This window comes from Acinetobacter pengchengensis, from assembly GCF_982235305.1.
The window spans coordinates 673892-692493 of sequence record NZ_CEVATJ010000001.1; the positions used below are offsets into that span (position 1 = coordinate 673892).

The following is an 18602-nucleotide window of genomic DNA, read 5'->3' on the forward strand; positions in this document are numbered from 1 at the left end:
AAGCCTTGCAGCGTTCTTGTAGAACAGAAAGAGGCAATATGGATATTGCAATTAAGCGAGCCTATCTAGATGCTGTACCTACAGATGGTACACGGGTTTTAGTCGATCGTTTGTGGCCACGTGGTGTGACTAAAGCGCGTGCTCAGATTGATTGTTGGCCTAAAGAAATTACCCCCTCAACTGAATTACGCAAGTGGTATCACCAAAACCCTGAACAAAACTGGGATGAATTTCAACAGCGTTATCTGCTTGAACTGACTCAGCAAGAAGCGACCTTACAGGAACTGCTTAAACTGGCACAGCAGCAAAAAGTGACCTTAATTACTGCTGCAAAAGATGAACAGCATAATCATGTGGTGGTGTTAAAGCATGTTTTAGAGCAATCTTTAACATCGTTAGAGTAAAAATCCATCGTATTATTCAACTATTATCCTTATGCTTTATAAGGTTTTTAAGTTTATGAATAATCAGTAAAAAATGTTATAATAAAGTTTTTGAGGTTTTTTATGTCTTTGCCAAATTGCCCAAAATGCCAGTCAGAATATACTTATGAAGATGGTGACTTGCTCATTTGCCCAGAATGCTCACACGAGTGGAAAGAAGGTGATGTAGCTGAAGAAGCGGCTGCTGTAATCAAAGATGCAAATTGTAATGTGTTAGCAGATGGCGACACGGTAACTGTGATTAAAGACCTTAAAATTAAAGGTTCATCTGCTGCTGTAAAAGTGGGGACCAAAGTGAAAAATATTCGTTTAATTCCAGACGCTGCCGATGGTCACGACATTGATTGTAAAATTGATGGTATGGGCGCAATGAAATTAAAATCTGAGTATGTGAAAAAAGCATAATCTGTATTAGAAATACCAAGCGCAGGCAACTTTGTAGAAGTCGCCTGCGCTTTTTTTATGCAGGGTACAAAGAAAAAGATCATTAAGTTTTTTGATATGTGACAATAAAAATGACACAGCATCACTTTTAATGTTTGTACAAAAATACTTTTTTATTTTGCCTAAGTCCTTTATATTTTAGATGAAAAGAACAAGTTTTAATCAGGTTTAACGTAGTCATTACTTAACAACACCACTCACAAAAACAGTTGGGGGACACTATGTCAGGATGGTTCGAAGTTTCACAAGCAAGCAATGCACAATATCGTTTTGTACTTAAAGCGGGGAATGGCGAAATAATTTTAACCAGTGAGTACTATAAAGCTAAAGCTTCGGCTTTAAATGGTATCGCTTCGGTACAAAAAAACAGTCAGGAAGATGGTCGTTATGACCGTCTGACTTCTAAAAATGATAAGCCGTATTTTAATTTAAAAGCCGCCAATCATCAGGTGATTGGTACAAGCCAGCTCTATACAACTGAGCAATCACGTGAAAAAGGCATTGAATCGGTTAAAACCAATGGCAGTAGCAGTACTATTAAAGATTTAACAGTAAGTGCTTAACCTAAAGGTTATCCTTAATTTTAAGCCTTGTATAAAAAGCATGCTGCGGCATGCTTTTTTATTTGAGGGGGGTGGTGGATAGTTCCCCAATTGATTGTATTGGGTGAAGTACTTTGAGCATTTTTGGGTAGAGAAGAAGATTAATGAAAAAACTGGCGATGCGGATATTTTTGGTACTTATAGCGGTGGTGGCGGTATGGTGCGCAGGGCCATATTGGAGCCTGTATCAAATCAATCAGGCTGTGGAGCAACATCAGGCAGATCAACTTTCAAGCTATATAGATTATCCGCAAGTTAAAGCCAGTTTAAAACCACGAGTGCAGCAGCGTTTACAGCAGTTAATGGGTTTTGAGGCATCCTCTTCAGCACCAAATGTTTTGGGGCAGCTATTGACTGATCAGCTGAGCGATAAAATGCTAGACGTTTTGCTGACACCAGAAAGTATTGCTTTATTGATGCAGGGCAAAGCTTGGCAGGAATCCATTTCTTTACCAGATTTATCCTCACAATTGCCGCAAGCCTCTACAGAGCAATGGACTGTGCAGCATCGGAAAACAGGATTTAGTATTTTGCCACGTGCGCATGCACAACAAGTTGAACTTGCCGAGGCTTTTAAACCGAGTCCAGATATTCGCAGTGGTTTTCATCGTTGGAACCGTTTTGTGGTTAAAGTACCTACCCAATATGCGGGACTTACCGAATTTGAGTTACAGCCACGCAACTGGCGCTGGAAAATTGTTGCAATCCGTTTAGATGTGCGCGAGTAGGTGGATTAGGTGAATATTGATGGGGTACGAGGTATTGATTCCTCGAACTTTCCCCCGGTTTGTTGAATGTCATGTGGTGAAAAAAATAGTTAGCAGGAAAAATAAGATGAAAAAATTATCAGGTGGTTTGAGTGCGGGTTTGTTACTTGGTGGAGCATTGTTTAGCCCTTTGTTGATTGCAGCACCAGTAGCAAGTACAACAGCGACATCTAAAACTACACCGATTGAAGGCTTATATTTTCAGCATCAAGACTGGGAGTTGGCTTGTGATAATACAGGCACCTGCCGTGCTGCGGGTTACCAAACTGATGACAATTTTGAGCAACCGATTAGCGTATTGCTAACGCGTAAAGCAGGTCAAAATCAGGCCATACAAGGTCAATTACAAATTCAAAATGATGTTCCTCAAGCAACACTATTTTTAAATGGTCGTGCTTTGCAACAGTTACGCTTTAATGAAAATATTGCAAACTTGTCTGCTACCAGTGTGCAAAAGCTGTTGTCGCAGGCGCATCAGCATACCGTTATTGAATTAAGACAAGCTAAGCAACGCTGGCAATTGTCTGATGCAGGCTTAAGTGCGGTATTGTTAAAAATGGATGAATTTCAAAAACGTGTGGGTACAGATTCCGCAATATTTGCAAAAGGCAATAAGGCATCTACGCAGGTTTTAAAAGCGCAAGCGATGCCTAAAATCAATATTCGCATGCAGCCTCAATACCGAATTGCCAAAGCCCAGATGCTTACTGCAGCCAGTGCAGAAAAGTTATATCCAATTTTACAAAAAACTGTAGATCGTGAAAATTGTTATATGCTGTTTGAACCTGAACAAGCAGAACAGCAAATTCATACTTATCCTTTAAATCAGGATAGGGTGTTGGTTGAGGCAAATTGTTGGCGAGGGGCTTATAATTGGGGTGTGGCTTATTGGGTCATGGATAAAAAATTGCAAAAGATACAGCAATTTGTAACCGATTCTGCTTCAGAATTTAGCAACGGACAGATTTTTTCCTATCAAAAAGGACGTGGAATTGGTGATTGTTTCAGTCAAACTGAATGGGCGTGGATTGGTCAGCACTTTGTCAAAAGCTATCAGTTTGATGCAGGACAATGTAAAGGTTTTGCAGGTAGTGCATGGGAAATGCCAAGCTTTGTCAGCAAGGTTGAATAGATGACACTCACCAATAAAAGCTGAAATTTTTAGATAAAATTTGAGCTTGATGGATTCACTGTTTAAGTCGTGTGCGCGACTAATTTTTCAATGATTTCATCCAGTTTTTTCAGACGTTTGATTTCATCCCATAAAGTTTTGGCTTCGGGGTAATGCTTCGACATCATGCCAAGCCATTGTTTATAACGTCCTAGCATGCCAATTTCTGTTTTGGCAGGGCCGCGAATAAAGCGAATTTGCAGTTGCAGCAAATCTTGCCAACTCAGTAAAGGCAGGTCTGAATTTTGACGAATACACTGAGTCAAATCGGGTGTGGTCACGGCACCACGTCCAATCATCAAATCTTCACAGCCAGACTCTAAGCGACACTGTTTCGCGTCTGCATTGTTCCAAATTTCGCCGTTGGCAATCACATTTATTTTCAATGCTTCACGAATCGGGCGCAGTTGATCCCAAAACGCAGGAGGTGTATAGCCATCGGCTTTGGTACGTGCGTGTACTGTGACCCATGCTGCGCCTGCATCTTCAATGGCGTGCGCATTTTCTAGCATGAAGTTCCGATCCATATAACCTAAACGCATTTTGGCAGAAACTGGAATATGAGCAGGAACGGCATCACGCACCGCTTTAACCAGTTCATATACCACTTCGGGTTCATCGAGTAAGACTGAACCACCCCGATGCCGATTGACCGTTTTGGCAGGGCAGCCAAAGTTCATATCAATGGCAGGAGCGCCCATCGCCGCAGCTTTGGCTGCATTGGCTGCTAACATTTCAGGATTATTTCCTAAAAATTGAACATGCACAGGTGTACCTGCAGCAGTTTTGCCGTTGGTGAGTAATTCTGGGCAAAAGGTGTGGTAGATATGATCTGGCAGAATGCTGTCTGTGACTCGAATAAACTCTGTCACACACCAATCAAAACTACCGACAGACGTGAGTACATCACGCATGATGGGGTCGGTTAAGCCTTCCATGGGTGCAAGAATCAGTTTCACAAGATGCTGCCAGTTCAAACAAAAGTGGAGTTATACGTTTTTTTATGGAGGATGTCTAGAAAAAGGGTTTTGAATTGAAGTGGTTGTAGCTAAGGTTTTAATATTCAATGTATTTATTTAACACAGTGATCTGTATCTCAAGTTTTATTTAGTCCATGCATTTGATGTGCATCATTGGCTAGATATTTCAATGAAGTACTTACATCGTTAGAAATCATTTAGATGATTGGCTTCATTTAAAAAGCTCATTCCTCTTGGTTAGGCTCTTCAATAATTGATCATCCAACACGTTGAATAAGTCAAACAAAAAATATCTCACTTGCCTAAAATCATTTCCAACACAAATTTAGAACCAATAAAACCGAGTGCCAATAAAAAGAAACCAATAATGGTAAAGCGAATCGCTTTTTGTCCACGCCAGCCAAACTTGTAGCGTCCAAGTAGTAATGCACCATAGACAAACCAAGAAATAATACTAAAGGCAGTTTTATGCGCTAAATGCTGTGCAAAGAAATGTTCTATCGTAAAGAAACCAAAGCCTAATGCGACTGTGAGTAAAGCAAAGCCTGCAATCAACATGTCAAATAGCAAAGATTCCATATCTTGCAAAGACGGCAGCAAATTTACCCAAACTCGACGCTTTTGTTTGTTTTTGAGTTCGCGGTTTTGAAACCACATTAACACGGCATGAATAGTTGCCATCAACAATACGGCATAGGCAGATAGCGATAAAATAATATGAATATCTAAACCAATCGAGTTTTGGTTAATAAATAAATTATGCTGGCTGAATGAAAAGCCTGTAATTAAACCCACTGCGGCTACAGGAATACCAATCAAATTTAAAGCAATAACAGGGCGGTAACTGCTAAACAGCAAGCTCAATAACAACATTAAACCTGAAGTAAATGACATCAGGTTAAACACGTTGTAATTGACACCCATCGGCGTCCACATATCGTTATACAACACGGCCGCATGCAGTAATAAGCCCAAACTGAGCAGAGAACGAATAAACCAGTGATTTGGCGCACGTTTAGACATTAAATGGGAAAATAAATACCAAAAAGAACTGGTATAAGCGATTAATGCTAAAATCGTATAAACCAAGGGGAGACTGATCATGTCAAACCTTTTTCAGGATGATGAATATTCATTTATATAAATTCGATGCGAACTACAGTATCCTATAGCATCTTGTGCATAAATTTTCTATTTTAAAGAAACATTTTTTTGCTAATGGCTATTTTAAGCGGAATTTGCAATGTTTGATACCTTAACAGAACGACTCACGCAGAGTTTAAGAAATGTTACTGGCTCAGGGCAGCTAACCGAAGACAATATTAAAGATACGTTACGTGAAGTACGTATGGCACTTCTTGAAGCCGATGTGGCGTTACCTGTAACTCGTGAATTCATCGCGAAAGTTAAGGAAGAGGCATTGGGTCAGGAAGTGATGACTCAGTTATCGCCTGGTCAGGCGTTCGTCAAAATTGTCTATGACGAACTCACAAAAATGATGGGCGAGGCCAATGAAAGCCTTGACCTTGCTGCCAAGCCACCAGTTGTGGTGTTGTTGGCAGGTTTGCAGGGTGCGGGTAAAACCACCACAGCTGCAAAATTGGCACGTTTTTTACAAGAACGTCAAAAGAAAAAAGTGGCGATGGTGTCTGCCGACGTTTACCGTCCTGCAGCGATTAAACAGTTACAAACAGTTGCTGGTGAAGTGGGTGCGATTTTCTTTGACTCAAATGCCAATGAAAACCCTGTCGATATTGCCAATCGTGCTATCGAGCAGGCAAAAATTCAGTTTGCTGATGTTTTGATTGTCGATACCGCAGGTCGTCTGCATGTCGATGATGACATGATGGACGAAATTAAAGCATTACACTCAGCGATTAAACCGACTGAAACTTTGTTCGTGGTTGATGCCATGACGGGGCAGGATGCGGCAAATACCGCTAAAGCCTTTAATGATGCTTTGCCATTAACGGGTGTAATCCTGACTAAAACTGATGGTGATGCGCGTGGTGGTGCTGCACTTTCAGTTCGTGCGATTACAGGTAAACCAATTAAATTCTTGGGGATGGGTGAAAAACTCGATGCCCTAGAGCCATTCCACCCTGAACGTGTTGCACAACGTATTTTGGGCATGGGTGACGTGCTGTCTTTGGTCGAAGAAGTTGAACGTAAAATCGACAAAGAAAAAGCCGAAAAAATGGCGAAAAAACTGCAAAAAGGCGGTAGCTTCAACTTTGAAGATATGCTGATGCAGTTTGAGCAAATGAACAAAATGGGCGGCATGATGGGCTTCTTGGACAAGTTGCCTGGCATGAGCAATTCAGGTATTCAAGATGCGATTGCCCAAGCCAATCCTGAAAAGCAAGTGAAAAAGATGGAAGCGATTATCCAGTCGATGACCATCAAAGAGCGTCGTAACCCAGACCTGATGAATCCAAGCCGTAAAAAACGTATTGCTGCGGGTTGTGGTATGGATGTGTCAGAAGTGAATAAGCTGATCAAGCAACATGCACAAATGGCAAAAATGATGAAAAAATTTGCCAATCCATCGGGCATGGCAAAAATGATGCGTTCACTGGGTGGTTTACAAAAGCAATTCAGTGGTGGCGGTATGGGGCCATTGTTTGGTAGTAACGACCCAACTAAGAAATAATTGTTTTAAAAACACCTTAGAAGTTAAGTGTTAAAAAAGCAGGTGTATAAAAATGTGCCTGCTTTTTTGTTGTTCTTTATTCGTAGATTACAGCTACACAGCAAGACTGATCAGCACAGATGCGAGCAATGTTTAGCATTATTGCACTTCATGTGTTGCATATTGAATATAACGCTGCAGACCTTTGAGCAATAAATCTTGCTCAACCTGCGGTTGATATTGCTGCAAGAATTTGGCAAACAACGGGGCATCGCCACCTGTTAAAATCAGTTTGCGTGGTGACTGTCGAATCACATGCTCGATGGTGCTTAGCAAGCCGAGTAAAATACCATGATGGACGGCATCAATGGTGCTGCGTCCTGGTGTGAGCTCATCAAAAGCAGCATCGGGAATTTTAATGCCTTTAGTATTTTGAATCAGTGCATCACGTTGCAAATATAAATTGGGTAAAATATAACCGCCAAAATGCGTCAGTCCATCCGCTAAATCAATAGTGAGTGCGGTACCACAACTAATGACACAATAATTTTCTTGTGGATCATTTGCCACAGCAAGCACTTGTAGCCAGCGGTCTATCCCCAGTTGTTGAATATCATATTCACAATGCAAACCTGCATAATCTGCATGTACTTTGGCATAAATCACAGGCACATTCAGGGTTTTTAAAATCAATTGAATGCGTTGATTATTCTTTTGATCTTGTACTGACGACACGCCAACTTTATGCACATTCAGACTTTTAAAGTGTTGAATCAAACCCAGCAACAAATCGGCAGGAGATTGTAAATGCAATTCTGCTTCATGTTCGATGATGCGGTCTTGTTCTGTAACCCAGTATTTCAGGCGCGTATTGCCAATATCTAGCCATAAATTTTTCATGAAGATGACTCGGCAAGATCGACAGGGCGTAAACGTCCCTGATAAAAAATTTCAAGTCCTTGTACCGTTTCAATTTGCACCGCGCCATCATCCTGAATGCCTAAAAAAGTACCCTGACAGCTGCCTTTAAAATGTTCAAACTCAACTGTTTGTCGCATAAATGCGGCATGATGATTGAAGCGGGAGGCCAAATTGTAACAATCGTGATTAAACCAGTCGCAGGCTTGTTGAATGGCAAGATAAAGCTCTGCAATCAGGCGCACCCGGTCAAGAGATACCAAACCTAGTTCAGTCAGGGACGTGGTTTTTTGATCAATAACGGGTGAGTTGACAGGAGCAAGATTAAGCCCAACCCCAACAATGATTTGCTGTGCAGAAATTGGCTCAATTAAGATGCCGCCCCATTTGCCTTGTGGGCTGTATAAGTCATTTGGCCATTTTACTTGTAGATTCAGCGCCAGTAGACTCGGCATTTGCAAGATATTTAACGCAATTTCTAAAGCCAAACGCCCATTTACAGGTGTTCGTAAATTTAGCAATGTGCTTAAATAGATGTTCCCTTCGGGTGATACCCATTGCCGTTGACGTTGTCCTCGACCATGCGTTTGTCTAGTACTACACACCAAGACACTCTGCACACCTTTTTGTGCAATTTCCCGTACATCATCATTGGTGGAAGTGGTAATCGGCTTCAGAATGAGTACTTCTGGAAGCTGTCCTGCTTCAGTGAGTTGTTGTTGCAGTTCTCGGGTTTCTACATCCATACGAATTTACAAATAGTGGAATATATTTATGGAGTTAATCATATATTTATTGATTGGTGCAATTGCTGGATTTGCAGCAGGGCTGTTTGGTGTCGGTGGTGGCTTAATTATTGTGCCAATTTTATACATTGTGTTCACTCAACTTAATTATGACCCATCGGTGTTAATGCACATGGCAGTGGGAACATCATTGGCAACCATTATTGTAACTTCGATCAGTTCGGTTACGGCACATCATAAAAAAGGTGCGGTGATGTGGTCTGTATTTCGTAATCTTGCACCTGGTTTAATTGTGGGTGCATTTGTTGGTGCAGGTATTGCCGATTTCCTTTCGGGGCAAGGCTTACAGTTATTGATTGGTGGTTTTGCACTGTGGGTGGCTTTTAAGATGTTTAGAGGCGCAAATATCGCGGTTGATCCTTCACATCATTTGCCTTCAACCGCCAAGCAAGTCATGGCGGGTGGTGGGATTGGCATTGCCTCTGCAATTTTTGGGATTGGCGGTGGCAGTTTAACAGTGCCGTACTTAAACCGTTACGGCGTGGTCATGCAAAAAGCGGTAGCCACATCAGCGGCTTGCGGTTTGCCAATTGCAGTGGCGGGTGCACTCGGCTTTATGTGGTTTGGTCAGCAAGCCGAAGTTGCAGTACCTAATACTATTGGTTATATCCACATATATGCGTTTATTGGCATTAGTGTGATGAGCTTTATTACCGCCAAACTCGGTGCAAAAGTGGCGCATTTGTTATCGCCAGCGATGTTAAAAAAATGTTTTGCCTGCTTGCTCACCACCGTTGGGTGTTATTTTGTATATCAGGGCATGCGGGTATTTTTCTAAGTTGAGTCGCTACTTTCTTTGTTTAAAGCCGTGTTTTGTTTTAAGTCGTGTAAAATTGGCTCTAGCGCCATGAAATTGTCGGACAATGTCATGGCGTTGTGATCTGTTTCGCAGTAAAAAGAAAGATGCTTGTATCGGAGCGATGCTTGCAGTCAAGGGATGACCTGAAATGACCTAAATGAGTGTGACTCCGAATTTTCATCACTGCATCTTATAAAAACAAGATAGGAACAGTATGCAACAACAAGAATCAGAAAGTTTATCGGAACAAATTGCCCGACACATCGCAGAACAGATTATTAGCGGTGATTTGGTTGAAGGTGAGCGTATTCAGGAATTGCGCATCGCCAAAGAACTAGACGTGAGTCGTGGTTCGGTACGTGAAGCCTTATTGTTATTGCAACGTACTCATCTGATAGAAATTTTTCCACGTCGTGGTGCAATTGTGTCGGAAATGTCGGCACAGCAAGTCCGTGCTTTGTTTGACAGCAGCAGTTTGTTATTAGGCTATATTGTGCAGCGTATAGCTGATACGTGGCGCATACACGAAGCCGAAGCCTTACAACAACTTTTGCTGCAACTGGCAGAGCAATGCCGTTTGGGAAATACCGAAAAATTTTATGATCTAATTTTTCAATATCTGGCGCAGCAGCCTGATATGGTGGGAAATTTATACTTAATGAAGTTCTATCAAGAGTTATTGCCATCGTTAAGACGCAGTTACTTTTTGACCTTAAATACTTCACGTCGGGAGTTACAAGAATCTTTTGAATTATTTAAACTGGTGAGTGATGCAATTTTAAGCAGAAAATCACAACAAGCCACTTTATTTATGGAAGATTTTTGCCGACACTTGCGCAACTTGGTGTTGGAATCTCTGACCCGTATGAAACAGATCGAGCTTGCATGGGCAAGACGTTCACGCCGTTAATTGGGACATTATGCGTTTAAGCAGTTTAAAACTTTCTGGCTTCAAATCTTTTGCCGACAGTACGACCTTACATTTTAAGGCCAACCGTACCGCTGTGGTGGGGCCGAATGGTTGTGGTAAATCCAATGTGATTGATGCCATTCGTTGGGTGATGGGCGAATCTAGCGCGCGCCAATTGCGCGGTGGCAGTATGCAGGACGTGATTTTTACAGGAACAGCCAAACGCAAACCTGTAGGCGTAGCCAGTGTTGAACTGCGTTTTGACAATACCTATGGCAAATTGGGCGGTGCTTATAATGCCTATAATGAACTGTCTGTACGTCGGCAGGTGAACCGTGATGGTAAGTCTGAATATTTTTTAAATGGAACCAAGTGTCGTCGTCGTGACATCACCGATATTTTTCTGGGTACAGGTTTAGGCCCACGTTCTTATGCAATTATTGAACAGGGTATGATCAACCGTTTGGTCGATGCAAAACCTGAAGAAATGCGGGTGTTTATTGAAGAAGCGGCAGGCGTGTCACGTTATCAGGCACGTCGTCGTGAAACCATGCTGCATTTGGATCACACCACGCAGAATTTGGCGCGTTTGGAAGATATTGCTTCGGAACTAAAATCGCAGCTGAAAACCTTAAAACGTCAGTCAGAAACAGCAATTCAATACAAAGCACTTGAGAGCGAAATTCGCACCGTTAAAGTCGAAGTGTTGTCTTTTCAGTGTGAACAAAGCGCGCGTTTACAGCAAGAATACACTCTGAGTATGAATGAGTTGGGGGAAAGCTTTAAATTGGTGCGCGCTGAGCTGACCACTTTGGAACATGACTTAACTGCAACCAGTGAGTTGTTTCAGCGTTTGATTCAGCAATCGACACCGCTACAGCAAGAGTGGCAACAGGCAGAAAAGAAACTGGCTGAACTGAAAATGACTTTGGAACAAAAACAAAGTTTGTTTCAGCAAAATACCGCGACTTTATCGCAGCTTGAACAACAAAAAGCACAAACCAAAGAGCGTTTACAACTGATTGAATTGCAGCTAGAGAGTCTGGTTGATCAGCAAGAAAACCAACAGGAAAATCTACAGCAGCAAGATCATTTGGCGCAGCAGCAGAGCCAGCAATTTCAAGATTTAAAAGCGCAGCAACACACTCAAACTGCACAATATGCGCAAGTCAAAGCACAAGTAGAACAGCAACAACAAAAGTATGTGCACATGCAGGCTCAAAGTGAGCAACTGGCGAAAAACATCAGCCGTATTGAGCAGCAAAAACAAATCTTGACACAGCAGTTTGCACAAATTCAGCCGCAAGATCAGCAAGAGGGAATGCAACAACTACAGGACGAAAAGACGCGCTTGCAGGCTGAAATACTGACACTACAACAGAATATTCAAGACAGTACTCAGCAACTCGCCACCTTGCAGACCAACTATAATGAGCACAAAGCACAGTGTGCGACCTTAAAATCTGAGATTCAGATTTTGCAGTCAGAACAGAAAAACCTCAATCAATTGCTCATTAAGCAAAGTCCAAAAGCCCAAGCCAATGTAGTGCAGTTGATGCAAGTATTACAACTTGCAGATGTGGCGAAACCACATGCCAATTTAATTGAAAAGTTCTTGGCTAAATGGTTATCTGCGCAGGTGGTAGAGGCAGATACAGAATTTCAGGACAGCTGCGCACGTCAGTTAAAAGTCCATGTAGGGGTAGACTCGAAAACATCAAAAATACAGCTTTCGGGGTGTGAGTCCCTCAGTGACTGGATTGCGTCACCGCAAAGTAGTTTGTGGCAAAGTGTCGCAATTACAGAAAGTTTATCGCAGGCTTTGGCTTTGCAAACGCAACTGCAGGCAGGGCAGTCTATCCTCAGTTTAGATGGTTATCATGTCGGACCAGATTGGGTAATCGGGCTGTTTTATGATGAAGCCGCACAGGCTGGGCAAGGGGCATTAAGTCATCGGATTCGCTTGGATGAAATTGAACAGACGTTGGCGCAGCAACTGCCACAATATGAGCAAGCAGAACAGCAACTGCCTGAATTGCAGCAACAAGTACAACAGTTGCAGCAGCAATTGCAGCAACAACAGCAACAACTCAAACAGCAGCAGCAAGCTCTGCAAACGCTAGATGTACAAATGGCGAAAGCTGAAAGTGCGGCACAGGCTTTTGCGGTGCAGCAACAGCAATTACAGCATCAATTGGCACAATTAGATGAGCAGCTCGAAGAAGATGCCATGCAAAAAGATGATCTAGAAATTGATTTGCATGCTTTGGCTTTTAAACTTGAGCAAGCTTTGCCGCAGTATAAAACCTTGCAATTTCAGGTCGAGCAGCTGAATGAACAACTCGATACTTCACAGCAGCAATTTCAGCAGCAACAACAAGAAGTGGAGCTGTTACGTCGTCAGGCGGTACAATCTCAGCAGCAAATTGAGCTGTTAGAAAAAGATGCCACTTTCTTAAAAGCACAATATCAACAAATTGTGGCGCAAATGGAACAAGCCAAAAAGTTTGTCGATCCTGTTCAGTTGGAATTGCCTGCTTTGGAAACTCAGTTTTCAGAGCAGCAGCAACAGACTGAAAAGCTGCAAAAATCTTGGCAGGAATGGCAAGTGGAATTGAACAGAGTGCAATCTAAGCAGCAGCAACTGACCGAACAGCGGCAGCAGCAACAGCAGCAAGACGAACAATTACGTGCCAAACTTGAAGAAAAACGCTTGGCATGGCAGTCGGCAAAGTCGGACTATCAGCATTATTCTGAACAATTAAAAGATTTAAACAGCGAGATCATCACAGGTTTGCAGATTGATGTTGCCGCGCATCAACAAAAACTGGCGAAAGCACAGCAACAGTTTGATAAATTGGGGGCGGTCAATTTGGCAGCTTCGGAAGAATATGAAGAGGTCACCGCTCGTTTTGCAGAATTAAGCCATCAAATTGAAGACTTGCAAAATACTGTTTCACAGTTGCAGGCGGCAATGAAAAGTATTGATCAGGAAACCCGTAAACTGTTTATGAACACCTTTGATCAGGTCAATACCGAATTGCAGGAGCTGTTTCCTAAAGTCTTTAATGGCGGTGAAGCCAGTCTGAGCTTGGAAGATGACTGGCAATCTGGGGTCAAATTGATGGCGCGTCCACCAGGTAAGCGCAACAGTTCTTTGGCCTTACTTTCAGGGGGCGAAAAAGCCCTGACAGCTTTGGCTTTGGTTTTTGCAATCTTCCGTTTAAACCCAGCGCCATTTTGCGTACTCGATGAAGTTGATGCGCCGCTGGATGATGCCAACGTTGGACGCTTTTGTAATTTAGTAAAAGAACTTTCTGAACAAGTGCAATTCATTTACATTACACATAATAAACTTGCTATGACGATGGCAACCGACCTCTTAGGTGTTACCATGCCTGAACCGGGAACCTCAAAATTAGTAACCGTAAATTTAGAAGAAGCCGCAGAATACGGCCTAGTCGCGGAGGCATAATATGGAAATCACCACAATCGTTGGAATTGTCATCGCTATTGTGATCATGGCGTTTGGTTTGAAAATGATTCTAAAAAAACCTACAGACTCAGCACCGTCTTTGGATTCTGAATTGCAGTTCAATGAAGATTGTCAACAACCGATTATTCCACGCCATGTACGTGACCAATTGCAAAGCGACGCTAAGCCACCACGTGTGGAGCCGACTTTAACAGCAGATGAAGTTGCACCAGAGACGCCTATCAAGTCTGAACCACAGGCTTTAACAGATGATATTGTAGCTTCTTCAAGTGCCGAAACCGACAAAGCTGAACCGAGTTTGCAGGCAGGTATAGAAACTTCTGAGCTTGAATCATCTACAAAAGCATTGCAGTCTGAAGTCGCACAAGACACATCAAGCCCGTCAGCGGAAACTCCAGAATATTCATTATCGGATGAAATTCAGCAAGTGATTGCAGAAACTGAACCGAATGCACAGACTGCTGAGCAAAACAAAGCTTCGACTGAATACAGCCTGAATCAACACATTGAAACTGCTAAAATTTCTGACTTTAATGAAGAAAGCAGCATTTTAGATTCACACTTACATGAACAAAAAATCATGGATGAAGAAAGTGCCTTGGCAACAGCTGAATCTTTTATCGCGCTGAATGTCTTTCCTGAACGTCGCATACTTTCGGGCGATAAAGCCTTAAAAGTTTTGATCAAATACGGTTTGCGTTTTGGTGAAATGTCATGCTTCCATCGTTATAACGAAGATGGCACAAAATTATTATTTTCAGTTTTGCAAATTAATGATGAAGGCGCAGATGGTTTTGATTTAGAAACTTTATCTACCGAACAAGTCAAAGGTTTAGCTTTTTTCCTCGCTTTGCCACACAGCGATGTGCAAAATGCCTTTGACACCATGGTCAGCATTTCAGGACTGATTGCACGTGAAATTGATGGAACGGTGTATGACCAAAATCATTTAGAATTTACCCCACAATTACGTGAGCACTGGCGGCATCAGGCAATCGATTATCGTGCTGGTCAGGCAAGTCATGCTTAAAATTGTGATATCGCGCTTGGTACAAGTTGTCTACAAGCGCTGTGTAATTGAACTGAGTGCAGCAAGATAAATTGCAACTTTACAGCCGCATTTTTATAATGTGTGCAGCAATACAAGCTGTAGCATGCGCTACATAGAAAAATTGAAGGGCGGAACAAGACCGCCCTTTTTTATGGTGGAAAATATGTCTGTAGATTTAACTGTCGTGGCGCAAATGCGTCAATTGATTCAACTGCTTGCCAAGCACAATCATGCCTATTATGTGATGGATCAACCGACAATTGCAGACAGTGAATATGATCAGCTTTTCCATCAACTAAAAGCGCTAGAGCAACAGCATCCAGATTTAGTACAACCAGATACACCGACCAATAAAGTCGGTGGCACGCCTTTGGCGAAGTTCACTACGGTTAGGCATGCCGTACCCATGTTGTCTTTAGGCAATGTATTTAATCAGGAAGAATTATTTGCTTTTGCAAGACGTGTCGAAGAGCGTTTACCTAATCAAAAGATTGAATACGATGTCGAACTTAAATTTGATGGTCTGGCGATTTCACTTTGGTATGAGCACGGTGTTTTAGTGCGTGGTGTGACCCGTGGTGATGGGGAAACAGGGGAAGACATTACCCACAACGTCAAAACCATCCGCAATTTACCTAAAGTCTTGAGTGCGTCAGAAACGGCCATTCCTGAATTTTTGGAAGTGCGCGGTGAAGTGGTTATGCCAAAACTTGGTTTTGAGAAACTCAATGCGGCAAATACAGCTAAAGGTGAAAAAGCCTTTGCCAATCCACGTAATGCAGCAGCAGGAAGTTTGCGTCAGTTAGATCCGAATATTGCGGCATCACGTCCTTTGGCATTCTATGCTTATGGCATTGCGCAATGTGTGCCACCTCATGGACAAAGTACCATGTCCGACAGTTTGGCATGGTTGGAGCAGTTTGGGTTTGAAATTGGTGAACGTCATTTTGTCTGTAAGCACATTCAAGAGGTTCAGGCGGCTTATGAGCAAATTAACCTTGAGCGTCCGAATTTAAGCGTTGAAATTGATGGCATGGTGGTTAAGGTCAATGATTTGAAACAGCAGCAGCAATTGGGTTTTTTAAGTCGTGAGCCGCGCTGGGCGACTGCCTATAAATTCCCTGCAGTTACAGCTTTAACCACCATTGAGAATATTGACTGGCAAGTAGGGCGTACGGGTACGCTGACGCCTGTGGCGCGTTTAAACCCTGTTGCCGTAGGTGGTGTGACCGTATCCAATGTCACTTTACATAATATTGGTGAAATTCACCGTTTGGATGTACGTATAGGCGACACCGTCAGTGTTTACCGTAGTGGTGATGTCATTCCCAAAGTTGAAAAAGTTTGGACGGAATTTCGCGTTGCTGATGCGCAAGAAGTGCATTTACCTGAAAAATGCCCTGTGTGTGACTCACCTGTGGTGATGCCTGAGGGTGAGGCATTGGCGCGTTGTTCAGGCGGTTTGTATTGTGCTGCACAGCGTATTGAAGCGATTCGTCATTTTGTGTCGCGTAAAGCCATGAATATTGAAGGTTTGGGTGATCGTTGGGTGGAGTCATTACTGCACTTGAACTTACTGCAAAATGTGGCCGATATTTATCATTTACACGAACACCGCGATACCTTGCTCGGCATTGAAAAAATGGGTGAAAAGTCGGTTCAAAACTTGATTGATTCGATTGAAAACAGCAAAAAAACCAATTTGGCAGCATTTATTTATGCCTTGGGAATTCGTGGTGTGGGAGAAACCACCGCACGGATGCTTGCCAATACTTTTCAGACTTTAGAGGCTTTGCGTGAAGCTGATTTAGAAGCATTAAAGAAAACTCCAGATGTGGGGGATATTACCGCAGAATGGATTTTGGACTTTTTCCAAGCACCGCATAATTTAGAGGTATTGGATCGCTTATTGGCGGCAGGCATTCATTGGGATGCTCCAATTGCACCAACACGTCAGCCTTTGAATGGCGAAAGCTGGGTGATTACAGGGACCTTGAGCCAAATGGGACGCGATGAAGCGACACAGTTGTTGCAGGCCTTGGGCGCACGGGTGAGTGGCAGTGTTTCGGCTAAAACCAAATGTGTGGTTGCAGGTGAGAAGGCAGGCTCAAAGCTAGAAAAAGCCGAAAAGTTGGGTGTACAAGTCATGAATGAAGCTGAGTTTATTCAGCTGATGCAAGAATATGGTGTACTTGAATAAGCATCACGCTACATTTTTATCCACTATAAGTACAAAGGCACTTCAACGATGAAATGCCTTTGTTTTATTTAGAGAGGTCGAGGGTTTAACGCTTTTTCACAATACCATCATCAATGAGTTGCTGAAAATGTTCGATTAAACTGGTTTCAATATTACGGTAGTGCATACCTAATTCACGCTGACTTTTTTCTGCATTAAAATAAATTGGGTAGCCCATATTCAGTTCCACAAATTTACGGGAAAAACCAAGTAGAGGGCCAAAGGCTTTAAAGGCAAATTTAGGTAACTGATTGCGTGGGAATGGATATTTACGTCCAAAATGCTGCGCTAAAGTTTTACCCATTTCCAATAAGCTGAGTGTACCACCGCTAATAATATAGCGCCCTTCAGCCGCTGGATTGAGTGCGGCCTGAATGTGAGCATCGGCCACGTCACGTACATCAACAATCCCATTCCACATGGCAGGGACGCCTGCCAAGGTCATACCATTGGCAAACTGCAATAACACTTCCACGCTACCCGATTGAGTGTTTTTGGTCAAAGATGGGCCAAGCACCAAAGCAGGGTTGATGCAGACCAAATCCCAGCGGGTTTGTGCCTGCGCCATTTCCCAAGCTTTGCGTTCTGCCGCCACTTTTGAATAAGGATAAGGCTGATGTTCTGGGCTGCTGGTGGTATTCCAGTGACTTTCATCAAAACAGTTATTGGTCGTCGTTAAAATATCAATCGCATCGCCATAGGTTGCAGCAATACTTGAAGTCACTACTACACGCTTTACCGAAGCAGTACGATTAACGCTGTTTAACACATTTTCGGTGCCAATCACGGCAGGTTCAATAATGTCTTTGATTGCATCTTTATAGTTAGTGACCACGAAAGGTGAAGCCATGTGCAGTACAATTTCACAGCCTTGCATGGCAACATCAAAAGCGCCTTCTTCAAGTAAGTTGGCTTGGAATAATTCTAAGTTTCCTGTGCTTTTTGCCGCGATATCCGTCAGATGTTGAAAAGTGTGGGTTTTATTCAGATCACGTACCGTCGAATGTACAGTATGTCCTTGTTCAAGCAGGTTTTTAATGACCCAACTGGCAATATAGCCTGTTGCGCCTGTGACTAAAATGGGTGCAGATGTATTTGGATTTGTCATTATTTTAGGAAAGTGATGGAACTTGTGATTATCATAAAGCAGTTGAATTTTAAAATCTGCTTTTTGGGTGTTTTTTACGATACCTGAGCGTCACAGTACGGCTTCTTTCAATATTTACAAAATGATGCAAAATCATTGTATTGTCATTTTTAAAGCTGATTTTTTCCAAACAGTTGTTTTATATATGGGAATTTTAAAGTTATATTGCAAATGCGTATGTTTCTCATTTTTATTTT

At 42.4% G+C, this 18602-nt stretch carries 16 protein-coding genes; 11 read left to right on the top strand and 5 right to left on the bottom strand.

Annotated elements, in window-relative coordinates:
- Window positions 1-38 precede the first annotated feature (38 nt).
- From AC0T5Z_RS03290 to AC0T5Z_RS03310, 5 genes are all read left to right on the top strand, one after another.
- Window positions 39-404 (top strand): DUF488 domain-containing protein, encoded by a 366-nt coding sequence (locus tag AC0T5Z_RS03290; RefSeq protein WP_291339581.1) that lies wholly within the window; start codon window positions 39-41, stop codon window positions 402-404.
- 102 nt (window positions 405-506) lie between these two features.
- Window positions 507-848 carry a zinc ribbon domain-containing protein YjdM gene (locus tag AC0T5Z_RS03295; protein ID WP_291339580.1) on the top strand — a complete coding sequence of 114 codons (342 nt, stop codon included), beginning with the start codon at window positions 507-509 and terminating at the stop codon, window positions 846-848.
- Between the two features lie 260 nt (window positions 849-1108).
- Window positions 1109-1450, top strand: coding sequence for a YegP family protein (locus AC0T5Z_RS03300; RefSeq protein ID WP_168418131.1), 342 nt, complete (start codon window positions 1109-1111; stop codon window positions 1448-1450).
- 143 nt (window positions 1451-1593) lie between these two features.
- Window positions 1594-2217, top strand: coding sequence for a DUF2939 domain-containing protein (locus tag AC0T5Z_RS03305; protein WP_291339577.1), 624 nt, complete (start codon window positions 1594-1596; stop codon window positions 2215-2217).
- A gap of 106 nt (window positions 2218-2323) precedes the next feature.
- Entirely contained in the window at window positions 2324-3388 is a 1065-nt protein-coding gene (locus AC0T5Z_RS03310) for a DUF1176 domain-containing protein (RefSeq protein WP_435337379.1), read from the top strand.
- 62 nt (window positions 3389-3450) lie between these two features.
- On the opposite strand, the gene AC0T5Z_RS03315 is transcribed toward AC0T5Z_RS03310, so the two are convergent.
- Together AC0T5Z_RS03315 and AC0T5Z_RS03320 are read right to left on the bottom strand one after the other, a co-directional pair.
- The gene (locus tag AC0T5Z_RS03315) at window positions 3451-4386 is read right to left on the bottom strand and encodes a tRNA dihydrouridine synthase (protein WP_291339573.1); all 936 of its coding nucleotides are present in this window, start codon (window positions 4384-4386) and stop codon (window positions 3451-3453) included.
- A 315-nt stretch (window positions 4387-4701) separates the two neighbouring features.
- Window positions 4702-5511: a cytochrome C assembly family protein gene (locus AC0T5Z_RS03320; RefSeq protein ID WP_291339571.1), complete on the bottom strand. Its 810-nt coding sequence runs from the start codon at window positions 5509-5511 to the stop codon at window positions 4702-4704.
- Window positions 5512-5650: 139 nt separating this feature from the next.
- On the opposite strand from AC0T5Z_RS03320, the gene ffh reads away from it, so the two are divergent.
- Window positions 5651-7060 carry a signal recognition particle protein gene (ffh, locus tag AC0T5Z_RS03325; protein ID WP_291339569.1) on the top strand — a complete coding sequence of 470 codons (1410 nt, stop codon included), beginning with the start codon at window positions 5651-5653 and terminating at the stop codon, window positions 7058-7060.
- 138 nt (window positions 7061-7198) lie between these two features.
- On the opposite strand, the gene AC0T5Z_RS03330 is transcribed toward ffh, so the two are convergent.
- Together AC0T5Z_RS03330 and AC0T5Z_RS03335 are read right to left on the bottom strand one after the other, a co-directional pair.
- Entirely contained in the window at window positions 7199-7939 is a 741-nt protein-coding gene (locus tag AC0T5Z_RS03330; protein ID WP_291339567.1) for a type III pantothenate kinase, read from the bottom strand.
- A complete protein-coding gene (locus tag AC0T5Z_RS03335; RefSeq protein WP_435337378.1) occupies window positions 7936-8703 on the bottom strand; it encodes a biotin--[acetyl-CoA-carboxylase] ligase in 768 nt (255 codons plus the stop codon). The genes AC0T5Z_RS03330 and AC0T5Z_RS03335 overlap by 4 nt, the downstream gene beginning before the upstream one ends.
- 28 nt (window positions 8704-8731) lie before the next feature.
- On the opposite strand from AC0T5Z_RS03335, the gene AC0T5Z_RS03340 reads away from it, so the two are divergent.
- The 5 genes from AC0T5Z_RS03340 to ligA all read left to right on the top strand — a co-directional run bounded on the left by AC0T5Z_RS03340 (window position 8732) and on the right by ligA (window position 17219).
- Window positions 8732-9541 (top strand): sulfite exporter TauE/SafE family protein, encoded by an 810-nt coding sequence (locus tag AC0T5Z_RS03340; protein WP_435337377.1) that lies wholly within the window; start codon window positions 8732-8734, stop codon window positions 9539-9541.
- 235 nt (window positions 9542-9776) lie between these two features.
- Window positions 9777-10472, top strand: coding sequence for a GntR family transcriptional regulator (locus tag AC0T5Z_RS03345; RefSeq protein WP_208011924.1), 696 nt, complete (start codon window positions 9777-9779; stop codon window positions 10470-10472).
- Between the two features lie 10 nt (window positions 10473-10482).
- The gene (gene smc, locus AC0T5Z_RS03350; protein WP_291339559.1) at window positions 10483-13947 is read left to right on the top strand and encodes a chromosome segregation protein SMC; all 3465 of its coding nucleotides are present in this window, start codon (window positions 10483-10485) and stop codon (window positions 13945-13947) included.
- Window position 13948: 1 nt separating this feature from the next.
- Window positions 13949-14998, top strand: coding sequence for a cell division protein ZipA C-terminal FtsZ-binding domain-containing protein (locus AC0T5Z_RS03355; RefSeq protein ID WP_291339558.1), 1050 nt, complete (start codon window positions 13949-13951; stop codon window positions 14996-14998).
- 184 nt (window positions 14999-15182) lie between these two features.
- A complete protein-coding gene (gene ligA / locus AC0T5Z_RS03360) occupies window positions 15183-17219 on the top strand; it encodes an NAD-dependent DNA ligase LigA (RefSeq protein WP_291339557.1) in 2037 nt (678 codons plus the stop codon).
- An 85-nt stretch (window positions 17220-17304) separates the two neighbouring features.
- On the opposite strand, the gene AC0T5Z_RS03365 is transcribed toward ligA, so the two are convergent.
- A complete protein-coding gene (locus AC0T5Z_RS03365; RefSeq protein WP_435337376.1) occupies window positions 17305-18366 on the bottom strand; it encodes an SDR family oxidoreductase in 1062 nt (353 codons plus the stop codon).
- Window positions 18367-18602: the final 236 nt, after the last annotated feature.

What these genes read in the sequence shown, in the direction of transcription:
- AC0T5Z_RS03290 (WP_291339581.1), top strand. Translation starts at nt 39, where the DNA reads ATGGATATTGCAATTAAGCGAGCCTATCTAGATGCTGTACCTACAGAT.
- AC0T5Z_RS03295 (WP_291339580.1), top strand. Translation starts at nt 507, where the DNA reads ATGTCTTTGCCAAATTGCCCAAAATGCCAGTCAGAATATACTTATGAA.
- AC0T5Z_RS03300 (WP_168418131.1), top strand. Translation starts at nt 1,109, where the DNA reads ATGTCAGGATGGTTCGAAGTTTCACAAGCAAGCAATGCACAATATCGT.
- AC0T5Z_RS03305 (WP_291339577.1), top strand. Translation starts at nt 1,594, where the DNA reads ATGAAAAAACTGGCGATGCGGATATTTTTGGTACTTATAGCGGTGGTG.
- AC0T5Z_RS03310 (WP_435337379.1), top strand. Translation starts at nt 2,324, where the DNA reads ATGAAAAAATTATCAGGTGGTTTGAGTGCGGGTTTGTTACTTGGTGGA.
- AC0T5Z_RS03320 (WP_291339571.1), bottom strand. Translation starts at nt 5,511, where the DNA reads ATGATCAGTCTCCCCTTGGTTTATACGATTTTAGCATTAATCGCTTAT.
- ffh (WP_291339569.1), top strand. Translation starts at nt 5,651, where the DNA reads ATGTTTGATACCTTAACAGAACGACTCACGCAGAGTTTAAGAAATGTT.
- AC0T5Z_RS03330 (WP_291339567.1), bottom strand. Translation starts at nt 7,939, where the DNA reads ATGAAAAATTTATGGCTAGATATTGGCAATACGCGCCTGAAATACTGG.
- AC0T5Z_RS03335 (WP_435337378.1), bottom strand. Translation starts at nt 8,703, where the DNA reads ATGGATGTAGAAACCCGAGAACTGCAACAACAACTCACTGAAGCAGGA.
- AC0T5Z_RS03340 (WP_435337377.1), top strand. Translation starts at nt 8,732, where the DNA reads ATGGAGTTAATCATATATTTATTGATTGGTGCAATTGCTGGATTTGCA.
- AC0T5Z_RS03345 (WP_208011924.1), top strand. Translation starts at nt 9,777, where the DNA reads ATGCAACAACAAGAATCAGAAAGTTTATCGGAACAAATTGCCCGACAC.
- smc (WP_291339559.1), top strand. Translation starts at nt 10,483, where the DNA reads ATGCGTTTAAGCAGTTTAAAACTTTCTGGCTTCAAATCTTTTGCCGAC.
- AC0T5Z_RS03355 (WP_291339558.1), top strand. Translation starts at nt 13,949, where the DNA reads ATGGAAATCACCACAATCGTTGGAATTGTCATCGCTATTGTGATCATG.
- ligA (WP_291339557.1), top strand. Translation starts at nt 15,183, where the DNA reads ATGTCTGTAGATTTAACTGTCGTGGCGCAAATGCGTCAATTGATTCAA.
- AC0T5Z_RS03365 (WP_435337376.1), bottom strand. Translation starts at nt 18,366, where the DNA reads ATGACAAATCCAAATACATCTGCACCCATTTTAGTCACAGGCGCAACA.